At 66.7% G+C, this 26,244-nt stretch carries 22 protein-coding genes and 1 pseudogene; 15 read left to right on the top strand and 8 right to left on the bottom strand.

The window, feature by feature from the left end; genetic code table 11:
• Window positions 1-58 precede the first annotated feature (58 nt).
• From NMQ03_RS04810 to NMQ03_RS04780, 6 genes are all read left to right on the top strand, one after another.
• Complete coding sequence (locus tag NMQ03_RS04810) at window positions 59-1,498, top strand: NAD-dependent succinate-semialdehyde dehydrogenase (RefSeq protein WP_255174614.1); 1,440 nt, start codon at window positions 59-61, stop codon at window positions 1,496-1,498.
• A complete protein-coding gene (locus NMQ03_RS04805) occupies window positions 1,499-2,242 on the top strand; it encodes a sulfite exporter TauE/SafE family protein (protein ID WP_255174613.1) in 744 nt (247 codons plus the stop codon).
• Between the two features lie 43 nt (window positions 2,243-2,285).
• Complete coding sequence (locus tag NMQ03_RS04800) at window positions 2,286-3,539, top strand: AGE family epimerase/isomerase (protein WP_255174612.1); 1,254 nt, start codon at window positions 2,286-2,288, stop codon at window positions 3,537-3,539.
• A gap of 182 nt (window positions 3,540-3,721) precedes the next feature.
• Window positions 3,722-4,963 (top strand): MFS transporter, encoded by a 1,242-nt coding sequence (locus NMQ03_RS04795; protein WP_255174611.1) that lies wholly within the window; start codon window positions 3,722-3,724, stop codon window positions 4,961-4,963.
• A 197-nt stretch (window positions 4,964-5,160) separates the two neighbouring features.
• Window positions 5,161-5,526 carry a glycerophosphodiester phosphodiesterase family protein gene (locus tag NMQ03_RS04785; protein WP_303694808.1) on the top strand — a complete coding sequence of 122 codons (366 nt, stop codon included), beginning with the start codon at window positions 5,161-5,163 and terminating at the stop codon, window positions 5,524-5,526.
• Complete coding sequence (locus tag NMQ03_RS04780) at window positions 5,468-6,238, top strand: glycerophosphodiester phosphodiesterase family protein (RefSeq protein WP_255174610.1); 771 nt, start codon at window positions 5,468-5,470, stop codon at window positions 6,236-6,238. The genes NMQ03_RS04785 and NMQ03_RS04780 overlap by 59 nt, the downstream gene beginning before the upstream one ends.
• 132 nt (window positions 6,239-6,370) lie before the next feature.
• Here NMQ03_RS04780 and NMQ03_RS04775 read toward each other — a convergent pair whose 3' ends face one another.
• Window positions 6,371-6,706 (bottom strand): cupin domain-containing protein, encoded by a 336-nt coding sequence (locus NMQ03_RS04775; protein ID WP_255174609.1) that lies wholly within the window; start codon window positions 6,704-6,706, stop codon window positions 6,371-6,373.
• A gap of 117 nt (window positions 6,707-6,823) precedes the next feature.
• Between NMQ03_RS04775 and NMQ03_RS04770 the strand changes: the two genes are divergently transcribed.
• The 5 genes from NMQ03_RS04770 to NMQ03_RS04750 all read left to right on the top strand — a co-directional run bounded on the left by NMQ03_RS04770 (window position 6,824) and on the right by NMQ03_RS04750 (window position 11,365).
• Window positions 6,824-7,231: a DUF1304 family protein gene (locus NMQ03_RS04770; RefSeq protein ID WP_255174608.1), complete on the top strand. Its 408-nt coding sequence runs from the start codon at window positions 6,824-6,826 to the stop codon at window positions 7,229-7,231.
• Window positions 7,232-7,336: 105 nt separating this feature from the next.
• Entirely contained in the window at window positions 7,337-8,572 is a 1,236-nt protein-coding gene (locus tag NMQ03_RS04765; RefSeq protein WP_255174607.1) for a mechanosensitive ion channel family protein, read from the top strand.
• A 55-nt stretch (window positions 8,573-8,627) separates the two neighbouring features.
• Complete coding sequence (locus NMQ03_RS04760; RefSeq protein ID WP_255174606.1) at window positions 8,628-9,380, top strand: metalloregulator ArsR/SmtB family transcription factor; 753 nt, start codon at window positions 8,628-8,630, stop codon at window positions 9,378-9,380.
• A 40-nt stretch (window positions 9,381-9,420) separates the two neighbouring features.
• On the top strand, window positions 9,421-10,716 hold the full coding sequence (locus NMQ03_RS04755; RefSeq protein ID WP_255174605.1) for a hemolysin family protein: 1,296 nt from the start codon (window positions 9,421-9,423) through the stop codon (window positions 10,714-10,716).
• A gap of 199 nt (window positions 10,717-10,915) precedes the next feature.
• On the top strand, window positions 10,916-11,365 hold the full coding sequence (locus NMQ03_RS04750) for a hypothetical protein (protein ID WP_255174604.1): 450 nt from the start codon (window positions 10,916-10,918) through the stop codon (window positions 11,363-11,365).
• Between the two features lie 14 nt (window positions 11,366-11,379).
• Here the strand turns inward: NMQ03_RS04750 and NMQ03_RS04745 are convergent, their stop codons facing one another.
• The 5 genes from NMQ03_RS04745 to fdhA form a co-directional block, all read right to left on the bottom strand.
• On the bottom strand, window positions 11,380-12,129 hold the full coding sequence (locus tag NMQ03_RS04745) for a dienelactone hydrolase family protein (RefSeq protein WP_255174603.1): 750 nt from the start codon (window positions 12,127-12,129) through the stop codon (window positions 11,380-11,382).
• A gap of 44 nt (window positions 12,130-12,173) precedes the next feature.
• Window positions 12,174-13,535, bottom strand: a complete 1,362-nt coding sequence (locus NMQ03_RS04740) for an MFS transporter (protein ID WP_255174602.1) — start codon at window positions 13,533-13,535, stop codon at window positions 12,174-12,176.
• Between the two features lie 67 nt (window positions 13,536-13,602).
• The gene (locus tag NMQ03_RS04735; protein WP_255174601.1) at window positions 13,603-14,538 is read right to left on the bottom strand and encodes a serine hydrolase; all 936 of its coding nucleotides are present in this window, start codon (window positions 14,536-14,538) and stop codon (window positions 13,603-13,605) included.
• Between the two features lie 296 nt (window positions 14,539-14,834).
• The gene (locus NMQ03_RS04730; protein ID WP_255174600.1) at window positions 14,835-15,188 is read right to left on the bottom strand and encodes a GNAT family N-acetyltransferase; all 354 of its coding nucleotides are present in this window, start codon (window positions 15,186-15,188) and stop codon (window positions 14,835-14,837) included.
• Window positions 15,189-15,301: 113 nt separating this feature from the next.
• Window positions 15,302-16,513 (bottom strand): formaldehyde dehydrogenase, glutathione-independent, encoded by a 1,212-nt coding sequence (fdhA, locus tag NMQ03_RS04725; protein WP_255174599.1) that lies wholly within the window; start codon window positions 16,511-16,513, stop codon window positions 15,302-15,304.
• 316 nt (window positions 16,514-16,829) lie between these two features.
• On the opposite strand from fdhA, the gene NMQ03_RS04720 reads away from it, so the two are divergent.
• The 4 genes and pseudogenes from NMQ03_RS04720 (at window position 16,830) to NMQ03_RS04705 (ending at window position 24,766) form a co-directional block, all read left to right on the top strand.
• On the top strand, window positions 16,830-17,804 hold the full coding sequence (locus NMQ03_RS04720) for an aldo/keto reductase (protein ID WP_255174598.1): 975 nt from the start codon (window positions 16,830-16,832) through the stop codon (window positions 17,802-17,804).
• Window positions 17,805-17,972: 168 nt separating this feature from the next.
• Window positions 17,973-19,703 carry an ATP-dependent DNA helicase RecQ gene (locus NMQ03_RS04715; RefSeq protein ID WP_255174597.1) on the top strand — a complete coding sequence of 577 codons (1,731 nt, stop codon included), beginning with the start codon at window positions 17,973-17,975 and terminating at the stop codon, window positions 19,701-19,703.
• A gap of 37 nt (window positions 19,704-19,740) precedes the next feature.
• Complete coding sequence (locus NMQ03_RS04710; protein ID WP_255174596.1) at window positions 19,741-20,943, top strand: TerC family protein; 1,203 nt, start codon at window positions 19,741-19,743, stop codon at window positions 20,941-20,943.
• 146 nt (window positions 20,944-21,089) lie between these two features.
• A pseudogene (locus NMQ03_RS04705) lies at window positions 21,090-24,766 on the top strand (TM0106 family RecB-like putative nuclease).
• A 20-nt stretch (window positions 24,767-24,786) separates the two neighbouring features.
• Here the strand turns inward: NMQ03_RS04705 and NMQ03_RS04700 are convergent.
• Window positions 24,787-25,113, bottom strand: coding sequence for an acylphosphatase (locus NMQ03_RS04700; RefSeq protein ID WP_255174595.1), 327 nt, complete (start codon window positions 25,111-25,113; stop codon window positions 24,787-24,789).
• 105 nt (window positions 25,114-25,218) lie between these two features.
• Entirely contained in the window at window positions 25,219-26,154 is a 936-nt protein-coding gene (locus tag NMQ03_RS04695) for a glycosidase (RefSeq protein ID WP_255174594.1), read from the bottom strand.
• Between the last annotated feature and the right edge of the window lie 90 nt (window positions 26,155-26,244).

Below are 26,244 nucleotides of genomic sequence, written 5' to 3'. Positions count from 1 at the left end.
CGACGGCGGGCAGCACCTGCGGCGGCAGCCCCCTCCCAGCCAACGAAAGGCACCATTCATGAACCTCAAGTCAGCCCGGCACCTGATCAACGGCAGCTGGCACACCGGCGGAACCGCCAGGGACGTGACGGACCCCGGCAACGGCAGCACGGTAGGTGAGGTGGCCTGGGGCACCGCCCAGGAAGCCACGACAGCCGGCGACGCCGCGGCAGAGGCTTTCAGGTCCTGGTCGCACACCACCGCACGCCACCGCGCCGACCTGCTGCGCAACGCTGCCGATCTCCTGGCAGAACGCCGCGACGAGCTCGCACACACCCTGGCACTCGAGGCCGGCAAACGGCTCCCCGAAGCTCAGGGGGAAGTGGACTTCTCCGTGGAGTACTTCCGCTGGTTCGCCGAGGAGGCCCGCCGCGCCACCGGCACCGTCAGCCCGCCCGAACTGCAGGGCCGCCGCCACCTCAGCACCCGCAAACCCCTCGGCGTGGCCCTCAGCCTGACGCCCTGGAACTTTCCGGTGTCCATCCAGGCCCGGAAGCTTGCCGCAATGCTTGCCGCCGGCTGCACAGTGGTGGGCAGGGTGTCAGAGAAGGCCCCGCTGGCCGCCACCGGCCTGTTCGAGGTCCTGCATGACGCCGGGTTCCCCGCCGGTGTGGTGAACCTGGTCCACGGCCCCTCCCGCGAAATCGCCGCCGCCCTGATGTCACACCCCGCAGTCCGGGCCGTCAGCTTCACCGGCTCCACCGGGGTGGGACGGCAGATCATGGCATCCGCCTCGGAGCGCGTGGTCCGGCCGCTGCTGGAACTCGGCGGCAACGCACCCTTCATCGTCTTCGAGGACGCCGACCTGGACGCCGCCGTGGACGGTGCCGTCCTCGGCCGGCTCCGCAACACCGGCCAGTCCTGCGTGGCCGCCAACCGGTTCCTGGTCCAGGACAGCATTGCGGAGGAATTCGCACGGAAGCTGGGCGCCCGCTTTGATGCCATGAGCATCGGCCATGGAGTTCCCGACGACGGCGGTCCGGTCCCGGATCTCGGTCCCGTCATCGACGCCGAAAGGGTGTCCGCGGTGCAGGCACTGGTGGACGACGCGATCGAACGCGGCGCCCGGCGGGCCACCGAGCGGACTTCCGTACCCGGCGAAGGTGCCTTCATGGCACCCACGCTGCTGGCCGACGTCCCCGACGACGCGCTCCTGGTGACCGAGGAAGTCTTTGGCCCGGCGGCCGGCGTCGTCACCTTCTCCTCGGAGGAAGAAGCGATCCGGAAGGCCAACGCCACCGAGATGGGCCTGGCCGCCTACGTCTGGAGCGGCAGCCCCAGGCGCGGCTGGGACATCCCCGAGCAGCTCGAAGCCGGCATCGTGGGCGTGAACGATCCCCTCCCGTCCGTGGCCTTCGCGCCCATGGGCGGTGCCAAACAGTCCGGCCTGGGCCGGGAAGGATCAAGCCTGGGCCTGGAGGAGTTCGAGGAGGTCCAGTACGTGGCCTGGAGGCCGTAAATGCTGACCACCGGCCTGGTGCTGGGCGCCGTTGTCATGGGTGCCGGGATGCAGCGCGTCACCGGCATGGGCTTCGCGCTGGTGGCCGCCCCCTTCCTGGTCCTGCTCCTGGGGCCGGTGGAGGGAGTGGTGCTGGTGAACGTGTGCGGGGCCGTGACGGCGGGGGCCATCATCTTCCGGGTGGTAAAGGACATCGACTGGAAGCGCTACGCCGCACTGGCGGCTTCGGCGCTGCTGGGCATCATTCCAGCAGCCTTCCTGATCCGGCTCATTCCGGCACCTGTGCTGGAGATCTCCATCGGAGTGATCCTCGCCGTCGGCCTGACCGTCCTGCTGGTCCTGAAATCCGCCACCCTGCCGGAGCGCCGCCGCTACCTGTTGACCGCCGGCGGCCTCAGCGGCTTCATGAACACAGCAGCCGGGGTGGGTGGCCCTGCCGTCAGCATGTACTCGATAGCCACCCGGTGGCAGCACAAATCCTTTGCGGCCACCATGCAGCCGTACTTCTTCACCATCGGTACGTTCTCGCTGATCTCGAAGGCCATCACGGCTCCCGCGACCTTCCCCGTGCTGCCGCTGGCCATGTGGCTCGCCGTCGCCGTTGCCTGCCTGGCAGGGCTGGTACTCGGCGACCTCGCCGCCAAACACGTCCCGGCCCGCGCCGCGCAGATCCTCCTGATCATCCTGGCCTACCTGGGAGCGGCCGCCACCATCATCCGCGGCGTATCCGACGCCGTGGGCTGACCCGACCTTTTCACTTGCACCAACACCAGAAAGAGGACATGACATGACGTGGCTCGACAGCCCCGCCCACGCCCGATGGCTCGAGGCGGAAACCGACCGGCTGATCCACTTCGCCGAGGCCTCCAAGGTCCCAACGGGATTCGGCTGGCTGGACAACTACGGCAAGGTGTTCGCCGAGAAGCCCACCCATCTGTGGATTACTGCACGGATGACCCACAGTTTTGCCGTTGCCGCCCTGATGGGCCGGCCGGGCGCTGCCACACTGGTGGACCACGGCATCGCAGCCCTGAACGGGGCCCTCCACGACGATGAGTTCGGCGGCTGGTACGCCGAGGTCGATGAGAATGGCCCGGTCAACGACACCAAGTCCGGCTATCAGCACTCCTTCGTGCTCCTGGCCGCTGCGAGCGCGGTCGCCGCAGGGCGCCCGGGTGCCCGTGAACTGCTCGACGAGGCACTGCGGGTAGCCGACACGAAGTTCTGGGACCACAAGGCCAACATGTGCTTCGACTCGTGGAACCGGGACTTCACCGAGACCGAGGCCTACCGCGGCGGGAACGCAAGCATGCACTCGGTGGAGGCATACCTCATCGTGGCCGATGTGACCGGCGAGAACCGCTGGCTGGAACGGGCCCTGCACATCGCCGAGGTGCTCATCCACGACTTCGCGCGCAACAACAACTACCGGGTGTTTGAGCACTTCGACCCCGAGTGGAAGCCGATGCCGGAGTACAACACGGACGACCGTGCCAGCCAGTTCCGTGCCTACGGGGGAACGCCGGGCCACTGGGTGGAGTGGGCGCGCCTGCTCCTGCACATCCGGGCCGGCCTTGAGGCCAGGGGCATGAACGTCCCGGACTGGCTCCTCGAAGACGCCCGCGGCCTGTTCGATGCAGCCATCCGCGACGCCTGGGAACCGGATGGCCATCCTGGTTTCGTGTACACCGTGGACTGGGAAGGCAAGCCGGTGGTCACCACCCGCATCCGGTGGGTACCAGCCGAGGCAATCGGAGGCGCAGCGGCCCTGTACATCGCCACCGGCGAGAAGAAGTACGCGGACTGGTACGAGCGGATCTGGGACCACGCCCGCGACTGGTTCATCGACTACGAGCATGGATCCTGGAAGCAGGAACTCGACGAGAACGGAAACGTCACCTCCACCGTGTGGTCGGGCAAGGCTGACATCTACCACTTGTGGCACTGCCTGGTGGTTCCCCGCCTTCCACTGGCACCCGGGCTGGCTCCGGCGGTTGCCGCCGGGCTGCTTGACGCGCGCATCAGCGGAACCCGGGCTTAAGAAGAGGGCAGCGTTGCCCGCCGGCAGCGGGAACCGGCGGGCAACGAAACGGGGCGGGGCAGGGCGGCCGCGCGGCGACGTGTCACAGCTATGACACGCCATTTGATCCTGTAAATTTAAGGGAGGAATTGCAGGCGAGCATAGCCGCGTTCCAACCCCACCCTTTGAATGGACGCTCCCCCATGTCTTCCGCGATTTCCGCGCCGTCCCCTGCCCGTTTTCCCTACGCCGCAATGGTGGTCCTGGCCACCATTGCGTTCACCGCCATTACCACCGAACTCCTCCCGTCCGGGCTGCTGCCGCAGATCAGCACCGGCCTTGGCGTCTCCGAGCCGGTGGCCGGTTATCTTGCCGCTGCCTACGCCGCCGTCATCGTTGTCACGGTGGTCCCGGCGGCACGGCTGCTGGGGAAGATCCCGCGGCATGCCCTGCTGGTGGGGCTGGTCCTGACCTTCGCGCTCAGCAACGCACTGGTGGGACTGGCACCGGACTTCACGTCGGCGATGATCGCCCGGCTGGTGGGCGGGCTGGCGCACGGACTGCTCTGGACCACCATGGCGCCGTTCGTATCCCGCGTGGTTCCGGCCGACAAAGTGGGCAAGGCGCTGGCAATCGTGTTCAGCGGCAACAGCGTGGGCCTGGCCATCGGTGCACCGGTGGGCACGGCCCTGGGCGGATTCCTGGGCTGGCGTGCCGCATTCCTGGTGCTCGCCGGGTTCGGCGTGGTCCTGACGGTCCTCGCGTTTTGGCTGCTCCCCCGCGTCCAGCGCATTTCCGACGCCGCCCGTCCGTCCCTGCGCAAGGCGATCGGCCAGCCAGGCGTGAAGTCGGTGGCGGTCGCCTGGCCGCTGCTGGTCCTGGCGCACTTCGCCCTGTTCACCTACATTGCACCCTTTATCCGCGAGGCGAACCTCCCGGACTACGCCACGAGCCTCTCCCTCACAGTGCTGGGCGGGTCCGGCCTGCTGGGCATTTGGATTGCGGGGCTCACCGTGGATTCGCGGCCCCGCCGTTCGCTGCTGATCACGACGGCGGCCATCGCCGCATCGATGCTCCTGCTGCCGCTCGCCGTGGGAAACCTGCCCGTGGCCCTGGTCCTGATGACCGTCTGGGGGGCGGGCCTGGGCGCCATCGGCATCTACAACCAGTCCGCGATCCTCCGGGCCGGCGGGGAGTACAGCGAGGCCGCCAACGGGCTCACGGTCCTGACCATCCAGCTGGGCATCACCATCGGCGCGCTCTACGGCTCGGCGGCCCTGGTGGTTGGGGGCCCGCTGCTGGTTCCGGCCGCGGCGGCAATCCCGGTGGTCGCCGCATTCGTGATCACGCTCGCCGGCAAGCGGTACGCCTACCCGCCGGGCCCGCGCGAACGCATCTGGCTGGAACCCCGGCCGGTCACTGACAAGGTCAAGGACCCCGCCTGATCCCTGCATCGGTTGCTCCGTAAGTGCCGTTTCGAGCCGCCAAAACGACCGGTACGGAGCAATCGATGCGGGGGGCAGGGCAGAACCTGGCGTTAATCTCCCCTCCAACTGTGTGAACCCCGGCCGCAACCTGGCTGGCCTAGCGTAGGCGGGTCAACCGGCACTGCCGAAACCCGTCACCAGGAGGAACCATTCCCATGCGCACAGTCCTGACCGCTGCGGCAACCGCCGCCCTGCTCGCCGCCGCCGTCGCCTCCCCCGGCGCCGCCTTTGCCGCCGGAACCGCTGACGCCGGCACGCCGTCGTCGAACGCTGCCGGTACCGCCACCTCAGCCATCACAACGAACGAGCGCAACGGCTCCTTCGACCTCCAGGCGCACCGCGGCGGCCGCGGCGAGTGGACCGAGGAGTCGCTGGCGGCGTTCGGCAACTCCCTGAAGCTCGGCGTCAGCACCCTGGAACTGGACACCCACCTCACCGAGGACGGGAAGATCATCGTCTGGCATGACGACACCATCCAGGCCAACAAGTGCATCGACACCGGCCCCGGCCACCGCCGGTGACCCTGAGTTCCCGTACGTCGGCCGCAGGGTGGCGGAGCTGTCCCTGGCCCAGGTCAAGACCCTCAACTGCGGCTTCATGCAGCTGCCCGGCTTCCCGGAGCAGGACGTGATCGAGGGGAACCGCATCGCCGAGCTCAAGGACGTCTACCAGCTGGCGGAGCAGTACAACGCCAAAAAGGTCCGCTTCAATGTGGAGACCAAGGTGGAGGACGGCAAGGCCGGCGGCGAAGGCATGGTGGCGCTGACCAAAGCCGTGGTGGCAGAAGTGCAGGCGTCCGGCGCCGCGGAACGCACCACCATCCAGTCCTTCGACTGGTCCTCGCTGAACCTCACCAGGAAACTGGCGCCGGAGCTCACGCTCGTTGCGCTTTCCAGCGGGGACGCGTGGATGCAGGTGGGCAAGCCGGGTGCCGCGCCTGAGCTGGGCGGCATCGACATCGACAACTACGACGGCTCCCTCGCCAAGGCTGCCGCCGCCCAGGGGTACGACGTCATCTCCCCCACATTCAGCTCTGTCACCCCGCAGATGATCGCCGAGGCACACCAGCTGGGCCTCGCCGTCATCCCCTGGACCGTCAACAAGCCCGCAGACATGGAACGGCTGATGGACCAGGGCGTGGACGGCATCATCACCGACTACCCCACCCGCCTGCGCACCCTCATGGATGAGCGCGGCCTGAAGCTGCCCAAGGCCTACGCCCCGCAGGCATAGTTCCGCGGATCAGGGCCCTGCGCTGGCCCCTCCTGCGCTACAGCCCGACGGCGGCTGCCGGACTTCCGCTGGGGGAAGTCCGGCAGTTGCCGTCGTCCTGCCGCCCGTCGAGTGCTTCGTAGCCGGCGGTGTTCAGTCCCGGTATTTGGCCACGGTGAACAGGAACGCGGAGTCCTCCTCGGCGTGCAGGCTGTGCAGGCCGGGCGGGACGATCAGCAGATCGCCGGCTTTGCCCTGCCATGACTCGCCACCGGCCTTGAGGCTGACGCAGCCCTGGATCACGAAGACCGTGGCGTCGCCGGGGTTCTGGTGTTCACTCAACTGGGTTCCGGCCTTCATGGCCATGACGGTCTGCCGGAGGACTTTTTCGTGGCCGCCGTACACCGTGTCCGCAGCGCGGCCGTTGGTGGAGGTGACCGCCGCCTCGAGCTGCTGCCGGGCCAGCGCGTCGATCGATATCTTCTGCATGCGCCCAAGGCTACCCGCGTCCACGGCCCCTGGGGGCCGGTTTTTCCAGCCGGAGCAGGCTGGAAATCCCCTTGAAAGGGGATGGAGTGCCGGTGAGGCCGGGCCTACCCTTCGAGCATGAACACCGTGTCGCAGATCTTCGCGGTCATGGCCGCGGCCATCTATATCTTCGTCTTTCCGGTGGAGAGCTTCCTCCTCCGCCGCAACAGGTGGGCGCAGAAATTCCTGAGCACGCCCCCGGAGAACGTGCCCGCCGTGATGATGTGGGCCATCCCCACCGGGTACCGGAACCTGCTGGTGGCGCTGGGGGTGATCGCCGGCGTGGTCGCGGCCAACTCCGGCCACCTGGTGGTGGGCTACACGCTGGTGGTCTACTGCTGCGCCAACATGGTCCTCACTGCACCCACCATGCTGCTCGCAGACCTCCAGGGGCACTATCCCCGGAAGTGGGACAGCGTGCCGGGGACCCTCGCGGCGACGGTCCCTGCCCTGGTGGCCCTGCTCCTGCTGCCGTTCGGGCCGTAGCTTCTCCCGGGGCACGGTCCACAGCGGCCGCCGCAGCCTTACAACGGACACGCGCCGGGGGTACCCGATTTCGGGGCCCGGCAAAGGCTTGATAGAGGTTAAAGGATGCCAGACTTCCTGAATCCCGCCCTGCCCTTCATCGCCATGGCCCTGGCGGTGGTGGCCGGACTCACCCTGTCCTGGCTGCTCCGCAAGATCGTCCTCAAGCTCAACCGGAAGCGTCCTGAACTGCACGCCACTTCCCGGGTGGCCCGCCAGCCGTTGCGGCTTGCACTGTGCCTGGTGGGCGTCCGCGCTGCGCTGGGGCTGACGGCTGCAGGCGAAAGCTGGCACGCCGGCGTCGACCATCTCCTGCTGATCGCGATGATCGGCGCGTTCGCGTGGCTTGCCATCGCGGTCCTGCTGATCGTGGAGGCCGTGGTGTTGAACCGGCACAGCGTGGACGTGGCGGACAACCGGCGTGCCCGGCGGCTGCGCACCCAGATGATCCTGGCCCGGCGGATCGCCGTGGCGCTGGTGGTGGTGCTCGCCGTCGGCACTGCCATGCTCACGTTCCCCGCGATCCAGGCGCTGGGGGCCGGGCTGCTGGCGTCCGCGGGCGTGATCTCGATCGTGGCTGGCCTCGCCGCGCAGACGTCCCTGGTGAATGTCTTCGCCGGTATGCAGCTCGCGTTCACCGACGCCATCCGCGTGGACGATGTGGTGGTGGTCCAGAAGGAGTGGGGCCGGATCGAGGAGATCACCCTCACCTACGTGGTGGTCCATCTCTGGGACGACCGCAGGCTGATCCTGCCCTCCACCTACTTCACCACCACCCCGTTCGAGAACTGGACCCGCCGCCAGTCCGAGGTCATGGGCACCGTGGAGTTCGACCTCGACTGGCGCGCCCCCGTGGAGGACATGCGCACCGAACTGCGCCGGGTCCTGGCCGGCACCGAACTGTGGGATGAACGCGTGGGCGTCCTGCAGATCACCGATGCCACCGGAGGTTTTGTCCGTGTCCGCATCCTGGTCAGCGCCGCAGACAGTGCCGCGCTCTTCGACCTGCGCTGCCTGGTCCGCGAAACCATGGTCACGTTCCTCCAGCAGAACCATCCGCAGGCGCTGCCGCACCAGCGCTGGGAGCAGGCAGCGGACGACGGCGGCACGGCCACCCGGCGCAAGGCACCCCTGCGCGGGCTGGGTGCGTCGGGGGCGGCGGGTGCGCATGCCCCGGCGGACCCGCACGAATCGCAGCTGTTCACCGGATCCATCGAGGCCGTCGAACGGTCGCGGGCCTTCACCGGTCCCGGCGACGAGGTGTTCGAGGAACGGGACCGGAACCTGGCCTCCCGGAACTGATCCCGCGCCGGAAAACCCTTGATAGGTGACCATATGGTCACCTATCATTGAGGGCATGGACGACGTGTTCAAAGCACTCTCCGACCCCACCCGCAGGGACCTGCTCGACGAGCTGTTCCGCGAGGACGGCCAGACCCTGAGTGCGCTTGAGGCACGGTTCAGCATGAGCCGGTTCGGGATCGCCAAGCACCTCCGCATCCTGGAGGACGCAGGCCTGGTGGTGACGCGCCGTCGCGGGCGGGAAAAGCTGCACTTCCTGAACCCGGTCCCCATCCGCCTGGTCCACGACCGCTGGGTCAGCAAATACGCAGAACCATGGGCCGCTGCCCTCAGCGACCTCAAATCCAGATTGGAAAGTCCCATGGAAAAAATCTTTGAGATCTACATCAAGACCACACCGGAGAAGCTCTGGGAAGCCATCACGGACAGCGATATCCGCAGCAAGTACCAGTTCGGCAATACGCTGCAGTCCGACTGGACGCCTGGCGGCCGCTTCGAAATGGGCAACCCCAAGGCAGGCCAGATCCTGGGCGAAGGCGAAAACCTGGAAGTAGACCCGCCGCGCCGCCTGGTCCAGACCATGCGCGCCCTGTGGGGCGAGGACGTCAAGGCCGAGGGCACGTCCAAGGTCACCTGGGAGATCGAGCCCGTCGGCGATTCCTGCCACCTCACCGTCACCCACAGCGACCTGCGCGAGGGCGCCAACGAGCAGCTCTACGGCGGCTGGCCGATGATCCTCTCGGGCCTGAAGACGTGGCTGGAAACCGGCGAAAAGCTCACCACGCCGGGCTCCCTGATGTACACGTAGGGGCCGCGCCAAGCGGTCCACGGATCGGTAAGGTCATGTCATGGACAGCGGCGCCCTGGTCAATATTGGGTTGGTTCTCGGTTTCGTACTGCTGGGCGGGGTGTTCGCGGCGGCGGAGATGGCCCTGGTGTCCCTGCGCGAAAGCCAGGTGCGCGGGATCGAGAAGTCCGGTGACACCGGCGCCCGGACCGCGGCCCTGGCACGCAATCCCAACCGGTTCCTCTCCACCGTGCAGATCGGGGTGACCCTGTCCGGGTTCTTCTCGGCGGCCTATGGCGCCTCCGCGATCGCCCCCGCCGTCGTCCCCCTCCTCGAAGCGCTGGGGCTGGGCGGGGCGGCGGGGCCGGTGTCCTTCATCGGCATGACCCTGCTGGTGGCCTACCTGTCCCTGGTCCTGGGTGAGCTTGCCCCGAAGCGGCTGGCGCTGCAACGTCCCGTCGCGTTCACTAAAGTACTCGCCCCGCCGCTGGTCGGACTCGCCCGCGTCATGCGGCCGGTCATCTGGCTCCTGTCCGTGTCCACCGATGCCGTGGTCAGGCTCCTTGGCGGCGACCCGCGGGCCAAGCGGGAGGGCATCAGTTCCGAGGAGCTATGGGACATGGTGGCGGACAGCGAACTGCTCGAAGAGAGCAGCCGGAACATCGTGGCCGATGTGTTCGGCGCCGGGGACCGGACGCTGCAGGAGGTGATGCGCCCCCGTACGGAGGTGACCTTCATCGACGGCGCCATGAGCGTTGCGGATGCCCGCAGGATGGTCAGGGACGGCCCGTATTCGCGGTTCCCGGTGATCGGGAGGAGCCCGGACGATGTCCTGGGCTTTGTGCACATCCGGGACCTGATGCCCGGCGACGAGGTCCAGGAACAGTCCCCGGTGCGGACCCTTGCCCGGGAGATCCTTCCGCTGCCCGGGACCAACCGGGTACTGCCGTCGCTGTCCCGGATGCGCAAGACCAACCAGCACATCGCCCTGGTGGTGGACGAGTACGGCGGTACTGACGGGGTAGTGACGCTCGAAGACCTGGTGGAGGAACTGGTGGGCGAAATCTATGACGAGTACGACACCGGCGCCGAGCACGAGGACCGGGTCAACGTGGCCGACGGCTTCATCGATGTTGACGGCGGCCTGATCCTGCAGGAGTTCAAGGCTGCCGCGGGGATCGTCCTCCCGGAGGGCCACTACGAGACCGTCGCCGGGTTCATGATGGACCGGCTGGGCCGCCTGCCCCGCGCAGGCGACCGGGTGCAGATCCCGGGATACGTGCTGACAGTCCTCAGCATGGACAGGCTCCGGATCGCCCGTATCCGGGTCACGCCGGCGACAGGCCACGCTGACTGACCGGCCAGGGCCGGAAGGCACGACGGCGGCACGCGCCCCGCCCGGGGACTAAAGGCCCTACGGGCAGGGCCCGGTACCGGTCACAGTTAAGGAGCGGCTGGCCTAAACGGCCAGAAGGGGCTGGAGCCCGCGTCCGCTTCCTATCCACGGGGCACATGGGCACGGTGCTCCCAAACCCCGGCAGACAGGACACACCACAATGTTCACGAAACGCACCACCCTCATTGGCGCTACCCTGGCGTTTGCTGCCGCGGCCCTCGCGGCACCAGCACAGGCCGCAAGCAGCAACGGCGCAGAGGTCACCAAGTTCAACGAATGCAAGGCCACCGGCGAGGTCCAGACCTGCCGCACGGGCATCGTGGTCAGCAACCACGTCTCAACGCCCAGCGGGATCGAGTCTTCCTCGTCCTCGAGCAACTACACGGACGCCCTGAGCTCCAATGATGGGAGCACGTCCACGATCATCAGCACCCAGACGCACTCCCATTTTCTGGTCCGCGACGGGCAGGTGTTCGAGATGGGCCAGCATTACCGCGAGCAAACCACGCTGACAGGCCCGGACGGCACCCGGCAGTGCTGGGAAAGGGAGGATTCCCATCAGGTGGGGAACTCCGTCCAGTACGACCGTGAGGCGCACTACTGCCCGTAGTCAGCGGCAGCCGGTCATTCCGGGGCACCAAGGCTCTGTTCTAAAAAGGTGAGCGTTCGCGCCCAGGCATCGGCGGCCGCCGGGGCGTTGTAGGTATACCTGTTGGTGTCATTGAAGAACGCATGGCCGGTGCCCGGGTAGACAATGGCTTCGAAGTCCACGCCGGCTGAGCGCATCCGTGACTTCAGGCCGGGAAGCTCCTCCATGAGGGCGCCGTCCTGCTCGCCGTAAAAAGCCAGGACGGGGCAGTTGATGGCGCGCAGCTCTGCGTCCTTGAACTCGGCGTGCCCGTAGAACGGCACGGCGGCGCGCAGCCGCGGCTCGGCAACGGCGAGGGAGAAGGTGTAGGTCCCGCCCAGGCAGAAGCCCGTCGCGGCCACCCGCCCTGCCAATCCCGGCACGCCTTCCAGGTGGTCAAAGCACACGCGGAGGGCGGCGACTGCGTGTTTGGCATACTCCGGGGAGCGCATCGGCGCCATGTGCTTGCGCAACCGCGGCTGGGCGTTGCTGCGTTGTTCCGGATCGAACGCCGCCTCCTGCAGCTCCCCTGTCAGGTCGGCCGTTCCCCCGGCTCCGGACAGCAGGTCAGGGGCCACTGCGACGTAGCCTTCCGCCGCGAAGCGGTCAGCCACATCCTTGGTATGGCCCACCAGCCCCCACACTTCGTGGACCACCACCAGGCCGCCTTTGGGAACCCCGGCCGGTTCACTGATGTACGCCTGAACGGCGGTTTGGGCGTTGCCCAGAGTCATCATGTTTCCCATGGGGCCAGCATGGCACGCTCCCCCGGGCCCTTCCAGAGGTAGGGCTACGCCTTTTGCTGCCGCCAGAATACGGAGATCCCCAATGTCACGGCACAGAGAACCAGCATGGCCAGGACCATCCGCATCCAGCTGTCCTGGTGCACGCCGCCGGACGCGAAAACGCCGATCATCACGGTGGCGGTGATCGCCCCGACGTAGCGGCAGGTTTGGTAGATCCCGGCAGCGACGCCCCGGTCCTGCGGCCGGGTGGACACAAACATGCCCTGATTGGAGGCGATACCCACAGTCCCGTACGGGATGCCCATGAGGGCAGTGAGGACCACCACGACGGGGATGGCAAGCGTGCCGGTCAGCAACCACATGAGGGCCGCCGCCACCGTCAAGAGGACGACGCCGGCAAGCAGCACCCGCCGGACCCCGAACCTTCCCATTGCAGAGACTGCCCATGGGGTGGCTACCACGGACATGCCGGCCAGCGGCAGCATCAGCAGGCCCACCACGCCGGGATCGTAGCCGCCGGCTTCCTGCAGGAGTTGTGGGAGGCCAAAGAAGACGAAGTAGTAGACGCTGCTGAAAACGGCGAAGGCCAGGTACACCAGCATCAGCGGCCTGTTCCGGCCCAGCAGCCGCAGGTCCAGGAACGGCTTGGCGAAGCGCAGCTCGCGCCAGGCGAACAGCGCTGCGATGACGGTTCCACCTGCAAGCATCAGCCAGCGGTAGTCCGGTGCCACGTTCAGCGCGGCCATCATGACCAGCAGCAGCGCGCCGATGAATCCGGCGATGCCCGGCAGGTCCGAGTCCCGCACCAGCTCCGCCACGCTGCCGCGCTCCCGGGCCTTGTCCGGCGGGGCGGCCTTCCGCACAATCAGCAGCGCCGCCAGGGCGAGCGGGACATTGACCAGGAACAGGGACTCCCAGCCCACGAAGCCCACCAGCAGGCCACCCACCACGGGACCCACCGCGGCGGCGGACGTGTTGGCCATTTGCAGCAGGCCCAGCGGACGTGCCGTATCCACCTTCGTCTGGTGCGCGAGCACACCGACCATCACCACCGCACTGGGATAGGCGGTGGCCGTGCCGAGGGCCATGACGGCCCGTGCGACGCAGAGCAGGGCGAAGTTGGGGGCCAGCGGAGCCAGGGCGCAGGTGAGGGCCACCAGCCCCATGCCCAGCAGGAACATCCGCCGCGGGCCGAACCGGTCGGCGAGCCGGCCCATGACGGGCTGGCCGGCGGCAGAGGCCAGGTAGAAGGACGTGACCACCCAGGTGACGGCAGCGACGTCGAGCCCGAAGTCTGCGCGGAGCACCACCAGTGCCACGGCGATCATGGAGGAGTTCAGCGGGTTCAGTGCCGTGCCCAGGCTGAGGCCGGCGACGGCCAGGGCAGTCCGGGGGTTGTTGCTCACGGTAACAGTCTGGCCCAAACGTGCCGCCGGGGACGACTTGGGGGATCCCGGCGTGGTGTGAAGTTCGCTACTTGCCCGTCAGTCCCACCGGGAACAGCGCGTCCTCGACTGCCCGGGTAAGGTCCCGGATCACCTCTGCCTGTCCGTCATCCGGCACGCCCTCCGGGTTCTCCGTAAAGATCACCAGCGCGAACGTCGACCCGCGGTAACTCAGGAGCGCAGCGTCGTGCAGTTCCCCGGACACTTCCCCGTACTTGTGGTGCACGTCCACGCCGGATCGCGACCCGGCAGGAATGAGGTCCTCGTTGTTGGTGTCCTGCATGTAGCTCAGCAGCTGCTCCGTGTTGTCCTTGTCCAGGAGCTCCCCCGCGTACAGCTTCTTCAGGATCAGGGCCATGTCCGCGGCGGTCAGCAGGTTCTGATCGGGGTCGTACGCGACGCCGATGGAGGCCGCGTAGGCGGTCAGCTGCGGGTGGCCTACCGCGTCCATGAGCAACAGCCAGGAATCGTTGTTGCTGTTGTTGACCATGGCTTTGAGCTGGAACGCTGCGTCGTAGTCGCCCATGGGTTCGTCAAGGCTTGCCTGCCCGTTCTCCACGAGGTGGTAGTAGGCGGCGGCGGTCAGGATCTTCGCCGTGCTGGCCGCGGTAAAGGTGCTTTCATCGCCGAACGTCCGCTCGGCGCCCCCGGACACGTCGGCGAGCGCCAGCCCAATCCGGTATTCGTCGGCTTCGCTGAGGATGCTGTCCACGCTGTCCTGCAACGACGGCGGGGCTGCCGCCACCGGTGCCGCCGGCACCGCGGGCTCGGTGGGAACCGCTGCCCCCGTCGGCGGCTCGGACCGGACCACGGCCAGGGTGATGGTGCCGACGATGACCAGCACCACGGCAAGGGCCAGGATCACCAGCCTTCTGTTGCCCCGTGCCTTGCCTGAAGACGGCTTGCCCGGTGCCGGCGGCGGAGCGTCGCGGCCTGGTTTGGGCACCACGGGGTGCATGGACATACAAGGGCTCCTGTCCCGCCTCGGCAATCACAAAACAACGTCAGCGCGGCGTTGAGCCGCGCTGACAAGTGCTGATTAAATCACCGGAGGTTGGGAGCTTCCTGAAGGCTTGCCGGGTGTTCCGCCGAGCGGTCCCCACGACGCGCAAAACTGCTGCCGGCGCGCGAATTACCCCGCGCGGCCCGAATACCGGCCACGCCAGGGAATATCCGGTTCGAAGACGGTTTTGCGCGTCGAAACCGAGGTTCGAACGGGAAATCAGACCGCGCTGGGGAATCAGTTTGCCTGTCGAAAAGTCAGCCGCGGGTACGGGCCGCGATCGCGGTCTCCAGGAATTCCAGGTGCGGCGGGGCAACGGCCACCACGCTGCCCAGGTATTCGGGGTGCTTGGCCAGGAACTTCTTGATGAACGGGCACACCGGGACGATGCCGATGCCGTCCCCCACCGTGCTGTCCAGGGCGGCCGTGGCCAGACGGCCGGCCAGGCCCTGCCCGCCGTATTCCTCGTTGATGACCGTGTGGTAGAAGATCCGCTGCGGCGACTCCCCGCCGTCGTACTCCTTGTACGCCGCCTTGCCGATGACATTGCCGGCATCAAGAATCTCGAAGCGTTCGCGCCCAGGGGTGTGGCGGACGGTGATGTCGCTCAAGGGAACTCCTTCAGTTGCGGGTGTGTGCTGACCGTGCAAAGCCTAGCCCGGCCCGGTCCGCTCTTATTTCCGCAAGTGAGGGTTCCTTGGCAACATCCCCGCCCGCCGCCGTGTCAGCTCAGGTAGCCGTTCGGGTTCAGGACGTACTTGGTGGCTGCGCCGGCGTCGAACTCCGCGTAGCCCTTGGGTGCCTCCTCCAACGGGATTGCCTTGGCGTTGACGTTCTTGGCGATGTTGACCTTGTCATTCAGGATGGCCATCATCAGCTGACGGTTGTACTTCATAACGGGGCACTGGCCGGTGGTGAAGCTCAACGACTTTGCCCAACCGGTGCCAAGGCTAAGGCTCAGGGACCCCTTCTTGGCTGCCTCGTCAATGCCGCCCGGATCGCCCGTCACGTACAGACCGGGGATACCCAGGGCACCGCCCGCGGCGGTGATGTCCATCAAGGTGTTCAGCACGGTTGCGGGCGCTTCCTGTGCTCCCTTGCCGTGGCCGCGGGCTTCGAAGCCGACCGCGTCAACGGCGCAGTCAACCTCCGGAATGCCCAGGATCTGCTCGATCTGGTCCTTCGGCTCACCCTGGGTCAGGTTCACGGTTTCACAGCCGAAGCTGCGCGCCCGCTCCAGCCGGTCTTCGTTCATGTCGCCAACAATGACGACGGCGGCACCCAGCAGATGTGCGCTGGTCGCCGCTGCGAGGCCCACCGGACCGGCCCCTGCAATGTACACGGTCGAGCCGACGCCGACGCCGGCTGTGGTGGCGCCATGAAACCCGGTGGGGAAGATGTCCGAGAGCATGGCCAGGTCCATAATCTTCTCCATGGCCCGGTCCTTGTCCGGGAACTTCAGCAGGTTCCAGTCGGCGTAGGGCACCAGGACATAGTTGGCCTGGCCGCCCACCCAGCCGCCCATATCCACGTATCCGTAGGCAGCGCCTGGCCGGGCGGGATTGACGTTGAGGCAGATACCGGTCTTGCGCTCCTTGCAGTTCCGGCAGCGGCCGCAGGCAATGTTGAACGGCACCGAACAGAGGTCGCCCACCTTGATGAACTCCACGTCCCGGCCCACTTCCACCACTTCGCCGGTGATTTCGTGCCCCAGCACCAGGTTGGGCGGAGCTGTGGTGCGGCCGCGGACCATGTGCTGGTCGGATCCGCAAATGTTGGTGGCCACCGTCTTCAGAATGACCCCGTGGTTGACCGGCCGCCCGACGTTCGCGGGGTTGACCCCTGGCCCGTCCTTGAGCTCAAACGTTGGGTAATCAATGTCAATTACTTCGACCTTGCCCGCTTCTTTGTAGGCAACGGCTTTGTTCCCTGTCATCTAGCGCTCCTATAGTCAGGCGTCCGGTGGGACGGCCATGATCTGGTTAGGTGGGACATCCCGTGCGGGTAACAGCCCTGGCCGGTTTGTGTGCATCCTGATGTTTGGCATGGTCAGGTACCGGTTCCCGGGTGGGGATTCGATCAGTCTAGGCACGGCCATGAGAAGGGTCTAGGGGTGGAAGCCCCTTGTTTACCGGAGGCTTCCCGTGGGGAAGTGCCAACCACGGCGTACGCTGTACCGACCGGCCCCGCAGTCCGGACACGGACGCAGGATGGCCGGTTCCCAGGCAAGTTCTACCGTTGAGGAGAACGGCATGAAAACCCGCACCATTGGACAACTGACAGTTTCCGCCCTTGGCCTTGGCTGCATGGGCATGAGCGAGTTCTACGGCGGCGGCGACGAGCAGGAGTCGGTTGCCACCATCCACGAATTCCTGGACTCCGGCGGATCGCTGCTGGACACGGCAGACATGTATGGGCCCTTTACGAACGAAAAACTCGTGGGACGGGCCATCTCCGGCCGCCGCGGGGACGTTGTGCTCGCCACCAAGTTCGGCAACGAACGCCGCGAGGACGGTTCCTGGGTGGGCATCAACGGTAAGCCCGAATACGTCCGGTCCGCATGCGACGCCAGCCTCCAGCGGCTGGGAGTGGACCACATCGACCTCTACTACCAGCACCGGGTGGATAAGACTGTGCCCATCGAGGACACCGTGGGGGCCATGGCGGAACTGGTCCAGGCCGGGAAGGTCCGGCACCTAGGCCTGTCCGAAGCATCCGCGGAGACCATCCGGCGGGCCCACGCCGTCCATCCCATCACTGCGCTGCAGACGGAGTACTCGCTGTGGGAGCGGGAGCCCGAGACCAAGGTGTTTCCCGTGCTCGCGGAGCTGGGCATCGGTTTTGTGCCGTACAGCCCCCTGGGCCGCGGCTTCCTCACCGGGCAGATCCGCAGCGCGGATGACTTCGCGGAGGACGACTTCCGCAAGCACTCCCCCCGCTTCCAGGGGGAGAACTTCGCGCGGAACCTTGAACTCGTAGACCGGGTCAAGGAGTTGGCGGACCGGAAACAATGCACTCCCGGCCAGTTGGCCCTGGCCTGGCTGCTGGCGCAGGGTGAGCATATTGTCCCGATCCCGGGGACCAAGAAGCGGGAACGGCTGCGGGAGAACCTGGGCGCCGTGGACGTGGAGCTGTCCCGGGACGAGCTTCAGTTGCTGGACCAGCTGGCACCGGCGGGGTCCACTGCCGGCGCCCGGTACCCCAACATGTCCACCATCGACACGTAACGCGGCACCCGCACGGGCTGGAGCACCGGCGTCTGGCACGCGGCGCTCCAGCCCGGCGCTTTTCCACATAGGCCCCGGAGTTTACGACGACGGGGCGGGGCTGGCGTAGGGTGGTTTTCACGGCTGAAGCAAGCGGCCGCAGGTTTCTTCTGTGCGGAGCCCCTTTTCATGTCCGACGAATCTGCCCTTCGGGCGCTTGCTGCATCACCCTTCAACCTTCCGGACCTGCGGGACGGCCAACTGGCCGGCATGGCCGCCCTTGCCGGGGGCCGCGACGTCCTGGCCGTCATGCCCACTGGTTACGGCAAATCCGCCATCTACCAGGTGGCAGCCCTGCACCTGCACAAGGCAACAGGACGTCCCGCCGTCGTAGTTTCTCCGCTGATTGCCCTGCAGGAGGACCAGCTGGACGGCCTGTCCCAGGTCCTCGGACCGGGCGCCGCGGTGGCCATCAACTCCTCGCACAGCGACGCCGACGTGGAGGCCTCCTGGCAGGCCGCCGAGGAGGGCACGGCAGTGTTCCTGTTCCTCGCCCCGGAACAGCTGGCCAAGCAGTCAACCGTGGACCGGATCAAAGCCCTAAACATCACGCTGTTCGTGGTGGACGAGGCACACTGCGTCTCCTCGTGGGGGCACGACTTCCGACCGGACTACCTCGCGCTGGGAAATGTCCGCGCTCAATTGGGCAACCCACCCGTGGCTGCCCTGACGGCCACGGCCTCCCCGCCGGTCCGGGACGAAATCGTGGAGCGGCTCGGCATGGAGAAGCCCCTGGTGCTGGTGCATGGTTTCGACCGGCCCAACATCACCCTTGACGTGGTCCGGCACCACGAAGATACGGGCAAGCGCAAGGCCGTGCTTGAGCAGGTAGCGGAACTGGCACGAAGCGGGCAGGGACTCCTTTACGCTGCCACCCGCAAGGACACGGAAAAATACGCGGCCAAGCTGGCCAAGGAGGGGCTGCGAGCGGAGGCATACCACGCAGGCCGTTCCGCCAGGGACAGGGAATACATCCAGGAGCTGTTCATGGACGACAAACTGGACGTGGTGGTGGCCACCACCGCGTTCGGCATGGGCATCGACAAGCCCAACGTCCGTTTTGTGGTCCACGCCGACATCCCCGAATCGCTGGACTCCTACTACCAGGAAATCGGACGGGCAGGCAGGGACGGCGAACCGGCATCCGCCATCCTGCACTACCGCTCGGAGGACCTGGGCCTGCGGAAATTCTTCGGCACCCACTCCCCTGATCCCGATTCGCTCCGTGAGGTACTAAAGGTCCTCAAGGCGGCCCATGCCCCCACCCCAAAGTCCTCCCTCGCTGAATTGACGGGTTTCAAGGCCCGGCGCATTACGGGGCTTCTGAACCAGCTGGAGGAGACCGGCGCGGTCAGTGCCGGCAAACGGGGAGTCCGGCTGACATCCAAGGCAAAGCTGCCCGCGCTGGTGGCCGACGCCGTCGAACTGGCCGGCGCCCGCCAGCGCGTGGACCAATCCCGGCTCACCATGATGCGCGCCTACGCGGAAACTGACGGCTGCCGCCGGCAATTCCTGCTGGGCTACTTTGGCGAGGACCTTCCGGAGCCCTGCGGAAACTGCGACGGGTGCGCGGCCGCTCCGGGAGCGCAGGAAGACGGGGCGCGGCAGGACGGCGCGCGGGAGGGCCGGAAGCAGTCGGGGAAGAAGGACCACGGCAAGAAGGCGTCCGACGGCGGGGTCCAGGCTCCCGCGGCCGACGAGCCATTCCCGCTGCAGTCCACGGTGGTCCACAAGGAATGGGGCCCCGGCCTGGTGATGCGGCACGAGGACGATGTCATCACGGTGCTCTTTGAGCAGGAGGGGTACAAGACGCTGTCGCGGGCGGCCGTGGTGGAGCATCAACTCCTGAAGCCCGCTTAGGTAGGCTGGGAGGACCCTCCGACGAAAGGCCCCGCGCGTGGAAGTACCTGCGTATGTCTGGACCCTGACCATTGCCGGAATCATCGGGCTGCTGGCCTTCGATTTCTTCTTCCACGTCCGCAAGGCCCACACCCCCTCCCTCAAGGAATCGGCCACGTGGTCCGCCATCTATGTGACCATCGCGGTGGTGTTCGGCCTGGTTGTGCTGCTGTTCGGGGGCGCCGACATGGGCACCGAATACTTTGCTTACTACGTCACGGAAAAGGCGTTGTCGGTGGACAACCTCTTCGTCTTCCTGATCATCATGGCCAGCTTCAAGGTGCCCCGAGCGGACCAGCAGAAGGTGCTGTTGTTCGGCATCGTGTTCTCCCTGATCGCGCGTACGGCGTTCATCTTCCTGGGCGCGGCACTGATCAACAGCTTTGCCTGGGTGTTCTACATTTTTGGGCTCATCCTGCTGGTCACGGCCGGAAACCTGCTCAAGCCGGACGACCACGATGACGACTCCGACGGCCTGGTGGTCCGGCTTGCCAAGAAACTGCTGCCTGCCTCCCAACATTACGACGGCGACAAACTCTTCACAGTGGAGAACGGCAAGCGGGTCCTGACCCCAATGCTGCTGGTCATGGTGGCCATTGGCGGCACGGACATCCTGTTCGCCCTGGACTCGATCCCGGCCATCTTCGGCCTGACCCAGAACGTCTTCGTCGTTTTCACAGCCACCGCGTTCTCGCTGATGGGCCTGCGGCAGCTGTTCTTCCTGATCGACGGCCTCCTGGACCGGCTGATCTTCCTCTCCTACGGCCTGGCGGTCATCCTTGGCTTCATCGGCGTGAAGCTCATCCTGCATGCCCTGCACGAGAACACCCTGCCGTTCATCAACGACGGCGAGCACGTCAACGTGGTGGAGGTCAGCACCGGCCTGTCACTCAGCGTGATCCTCGGGGTGCTCGTGGTGACCATCCTGGCGTCTGTCTTCAGCCCCAAGGGCAAGGCCAAGAACGCGGTCTCGGGGGCAAGGCGGCATGCCACCGAGTACGTGGACCTCAACTACGAGACGGACATGGCGGAGCGGGACAAGATCTTTGCCAGGATGGTCCGTGAGGAGGACCAGATCCGCAAGCTCCCCGAGAAGTACAAGCGGCTGATCCGCAATGAGACCGAGTTCCTGGACCTGATCCGGACCGCCCATGACCAGCACGACAAAGCCCAGGTGCGGGCTGCCGCCAACGAGGGCTGACGCCGGCAGCTGGGTACGGGGCCTGAAAAAAGTCCTGCCCGGGGCCATCATGAGGGCCTGCCGGAGTGTTTGTCAGCCCCTCTTGCTACGTTTGATTCAAGGCCAGGGGAACCGTCCTCCGGCCCGCGAACAGTTGGGGAGGCCCCGTGTTTCTGCTCGACGCTGCCGGCAATGACGCCGGACCCGGCACGCCGCCGGACCTGGTCTTCTCGGCCAGCGACCTGGTGGCAGCCAGCGAATGTGAGTACCGCACGCTCCGCATCCTGGACGAAAAGCTGGGCCGCACCGCCAAGGCAGAGTTTCCCGCTGACGAGATGCAAAAACGCGCCGGCGAGTTGGGCGACCAGCATGAGCGGACCGTGCTTGCCAGCCTGGTGGCCAAGTACGGCGAATGGGACGCCAGCCGCGGCGCAGGGGTCTATTCCCTTGACCGTGGCCGGAACCTGCGCGGCGAGCTGCAGGCAAAGCACGCGGAAACCGAACTCGCCCTCCGCTCCGGGGCAGATGTGGTCTTTCAGGCGACGTTCTTCGACGGCGAGTTCCTGGGCTACGCCGACTTCCTGGTCAACGAGGCCGCCGGGACCGGCAAACCCGGCCGCTACGAGGTGTGGGACACCAAACTTGCCCGCCATGCCAAAGTCGGGGCCCTGCTGCAGCTTGCCGCCTACGGCGACCAGCTCCTGGGAATGGGCCTGGAGCCCTCACCGGTTGTCACGCTGGTACTTGGAACGCGGGTAGGCGATGACTGGCTCAGGAGCAGCCATTCCCTGCCGGACCTCCTGCCCGTCTTCCGCGACCGACGCCGGCGCTTCCGCCACCTCACAGCCAGCCACCGCGCCGGTGCCGGCGCAGTGCAGTGGCAACAGCCCGGCGTCGCCCACTGCGGCCGCTGCGACTACTGCGCCGAGCAGGTGCAGCTTCACAGGGACCTCCTGATGGTGGCGGGCATGTCCGTGGTCCAGCGGCGGAAGCTGCACGCGGCCGCATCACCACCATCGACGAACTGGCAGCCATGCCTGCCGGCGAGGCCAGGAACTCGGTGGTCCGGCTCCGCGCCCAGGCACGCATGCAACTTGGCCTGGACCGGCCTGCAGGGTCCCGGACGTTCATCAAGGATGGACAGCCGCATACAGTGTCGTTCAGCGTCCTTCCGGACCATGCGATCGGCTCGCTACCTGCCCCCAGCGCCGGCGACATCTTCTTTGACTTCGAAGGCGATCCGCTCTGGCAGGATCCCGCCACCGGCGCCTGGGGCATCGAATACCTGTTTGGTGTCATAGAGGCCCCGGTGCCGGGCGCCCCCGGGGACCCGGTGTTCCGGCCGTTCTGGGCCCATTCCCGCTCCGGTGAGCGCCGCGCCTTCCTCGACTTCCTGGATTACGTCGAGAAACGCCGCGCCGCGTACCCGGACATGCACGTCTACCACTACGCGGCGTACGAAAAAACGGCGCTGCGGAACCTGTCCCTGGCGCATCAGGCCGGTGAGGACACGGTGGACGACTGGCTCCGGCAGGGGCTGCTGGTGGACTTGTACGCCACGGTCCGGCACTCCATCCGGGTCTCGGAAGCGTCCTATTCCATCAAGAAGCTGGAACCGCTCTACATGGGGGACAACCTCAGGTCCGGGGAAGTCAAGGACGCCGGGGCCTCCGTGGTTGCCTACGCCGCCTACTGCGCCGCCCGCGATGACGGGCGGCAGGAGGATGCCGACGCCATCCTGGCCTCGATCTCGGACTACAACCAGTACGACTGCCTCTCCACCCTCCGGCTCCGGGACTGGTTGCTTCAGCTGGGCCATCAAACCGGTGCCCCCGGACAGCCGGGCCATGACGCAGTGGAAGGGGTCGATGCTGCAGGCGGACAGGCCCCTCTGCCCGGGCACGTCCTGTCACCGCCCGACGAAGGAACTGCCGGCGACGGTGCAGCCCGCGCCGAGGAGTCGCCTGAGGAAACCAGGCTGCGGGAGTACCTTGCAGGCCTGCCGGACAACCGCCCCTGGACCGACGACGAGCGCGCCATCGCTATGGTTGCTGCCGCCACCGGATACCACCGCCGCGAGCGCAAGCAGTTCTGGTGGCAGCACTTCGACCGGGTCGAGGCACCGCTGGACAACTGGTCCGACCAACGGAACGTGTTCGTGGTGTCCTCGGCGGAAGTTGTGTCTGACTGGGCCCTGGCAAAGCCCCGGGAACGGATGCGCACGCGGGTCCTGAAGCTGCGCGGAACCATGACCGAGGGCTCAGATTTCCGTCCCGACTCCAGCTGGTGCCGGCTGTATGACGCGCCTGGACCCGATGGCATGACCGATCCTCCGGCCGCAACCGGTGCCCGGGCGTTCACGTTCGGGACCAGGATCAGTGAGCTGGAAGCGGCGCCGGACAGCCCGGAGCACCTGATCACCGTTGCGGAGCGGGAGACCGGAAAGGTCCGCGCCTACCCAGACCTGCCGGTGGCCCTCACCGAGGACCAGCCCCTCGCCACCGCCAGTATTGAAGCCGCCATCGCGGCGATAGCCCAGGCTGTTGGCTCCTCCGTGCCGTCCCTCCCCGCGCAGCCGGGCCTGGACATCCTGCGGAAGCTGCCGCCGCGGTTCCGCTCCCGGCAAGGACCAGTCCAAGTGCTGCCTGGTAAAGACGGCGCCGCTGACTATGCACGGGCGATCACCGGGTCGCTGCAGGACCTGGACCATTCCTACCTGGCCGTCCAGGGGCCGCCGGGGACAGGCAAGACTTTCGTTGGTGCCCATGTGATCGGCAGGCTGGTAGCCCAAGGGTGGAAGATCGGGGTGGTGGGCCAGTCCCACAACGTGGTGGAAAACCTGCTGTGCCGGGCCATAGAAACCGGTGGAGTGGATCCGCAGCTGGTGGCCAAGAAATTGACCGCTCCCCACCAGGTTCCCTGGAGCCAAACGTCAGAAGGCGATGTGGCCCGGCTGCTCGCGTCGCCGGGCGGATGCCTGATCGGAGGCACGGCATGGACCGTGACGGGAAAGGAAGTCCCGGCAGGGTCACTGGATCTTCTGGTCATTGACGAGGCAGGCCAGTTCTCGCTGGCCAACACCCTGGCGGTCTCTGTGGCAGCCAACCGGCTGCTCCTGCTGGGCGACCCGCAGCAGCTCCCGCAGGTTACACAGGGCACGCACCCCGAACCTGTGGATGAATCCGCTCTCGGCTGGCTTGCTGCTTACCACGCTACCCTGCCCGACAGCCTTGGGTACTTCCTGGCAGACACATGGCGGATGCATCCGGAGCTGTGCCGGGCGGTGTCCAACCTCAGCTATGAAGGAAAGCTGCGTTCCGCTCCTGCCGCGTCCCTCCGCGAACTGGAGCAGCTGGCCCCGGGCGTGGAGACGGTCCTGGTCAACCACGCGGGCAACACCACAGCGTCAAGGGAGGAGGCAGTGGAAGTGGTTCGCCAGGCCCGCCGCCATCTCGGCCTGAAGTGGACCTGCGGCCCGGAGAACGAATCCCGCCCCCTCGGGCAGCAGGACCTGCTGGTGGTTGCTGCCTATAACGCCCAGGTCCATCTAATCCGTAAGCATTTGGCAGAGGCCAGTCTGCCCGAGGTGCGGGTAGGAACCGTAGACAAATTCCAGGGCCAGGAAGCTCCGGTGGTGCTGGTCTCCATGGCGTGCTCGGCGGTGTCCGAGGCCCCGCGCGGCGCGGAATTCCTGCTCAACCGGAACCGGATCAACGTGGCCGTGTCCCGCGGACAATGGCGTGCCGTGATCATCCGCTCCCCCGAGCTCACCAGCTACATGCCCCACAAGCCCGCGGCGCTGGAGGAACTTGGCGCCTTCATCGGCCTAAGCCCCCGGGAGTAACCGCACAGAAACGGGTGCCGTCAGCGCGCCCGGAATCCCCCAAAGGTCCCCTGGGCAGCTGAAAAGCCGGACTCAACCCGCTCCACCCGCCCAGGGGTCCGGTCCGACTTGAGCCAGTCCAGCAGTTTCCGGACCTGCGGTTCGGCGCCTTCGGCAATCACCGACACCGACCCGTCGTCGAGGTTGCTCACCTCGCCGGACAATCCAAGATCCTCCGCGGTGCCCATGGTCCAGTATCGGAAGCCCACACCCTGGACCATCCCGAACACCCGGGCGTCCAGCCGGACAGCGTCCTGGGCCGAACCGCCCCGCGCTGAATCGTGCGCTGAGCCTGCGTGCCTGCCCATGGTGCTCCTTCTCCAAACCTAGCTGCCCGCCCCGATCGGGTCGCAGTACCCGCGTCCCTCAACCCGGGAGACCGTACTGCGACCCGATGGGAGGCTGCGTAAGGGCTAGTTGATGGTGATGTCGCGGGTGGCGTGGTTGTAACGGATGGTCACCGTGCCGCCGGCGTGGTGCAGCTCGTGGTTGGGTCCGTCGAAGGTGCCGAAAGCGCCGTAGTTCTCAGTCCACGAGCGGTTAAGGGCGATCTTGAACGTGTAGAAGCCGGCGGGAAGCTCGGCGCTCTTCTTCCACAGCTGGTCCAGGAAGTCGAACTCCATCTGTGCTTCGTCATACTGCGGCGCCCAGTTCTCGGGTGCACCCAGGATGGTGTTGAAGTCACCGGCCAGGGCCACGGCTTCAGGCTGCGGCAGGGTTTCGACGTCCGGACCCTCCAACGGTTCGGAAGCAACATCGGCAGCAGGTGCAGCAGCGGCCTTGTCCTTCGCGGGAGTCTTGCCCTTGCGGACGGCTGCCACCACGGGCTCGACGGCGTCTTCGATCGCCTTGGCTGCCTTGCCCACAACGGAGGCTGCCTTCTTGGCCGGGGCCTTTTTGGCGGTCTTCTTCGGAGCTTCCGTCTTGGCCGGAACCTCAAGTGTGGCGGCGGCGGCGGAGACGGGACGGACAAAGCCTTCGGGAGCCGTGGGGACCGGGGTGTCGGCAGGGACGGGAGTACCGGCGTCGAGCGCGGCCGCGAAGGAGTCAGCGTCCGGGAAGGCGACCGTGGCGCGCATGCCGTCCTCGGTGATGGTCCAGCCGGTGCGGCCCTTGATCAGCCAGCCGGCCTTCACCAGCTTGGCGGTGGCCGAGGTGAGGGTCTTGTGGCCGCGCGGGATGCCGCCGCTGAGGAGTTCGGCCTCATGGTCGTTGAACGGCACCCGGGCGGTTGCCTCCGCCAGGACCTGGCCCGCATTCAGTGCATCGCCGGACCACACGCCTTCGGTCAGGACATCCAGGACGGTCTTGAGTCGAAGGTAGGTGTTTTCTGCGGTGGACTTGGCCATGATTCCCCTTATATAAAAGCGATCGGTCTTAGGCATCTTGCCAACTGCCCATTAAATCGCGCGACTTTAATTGGTTAACTCTGCGTGTCG

Source organism: Arthrobacter sp. DNA4 (assembly GCF_024362385.1).
Taxonomy (GTDB): Bacteria; Actinomycetota; Actinomycetes; order Actinomycetales; family Micrococcaceae; genus Arthrobacter.
This window is presented reverse-complemented; position numbering and strand designations above follow the sequence as displayed.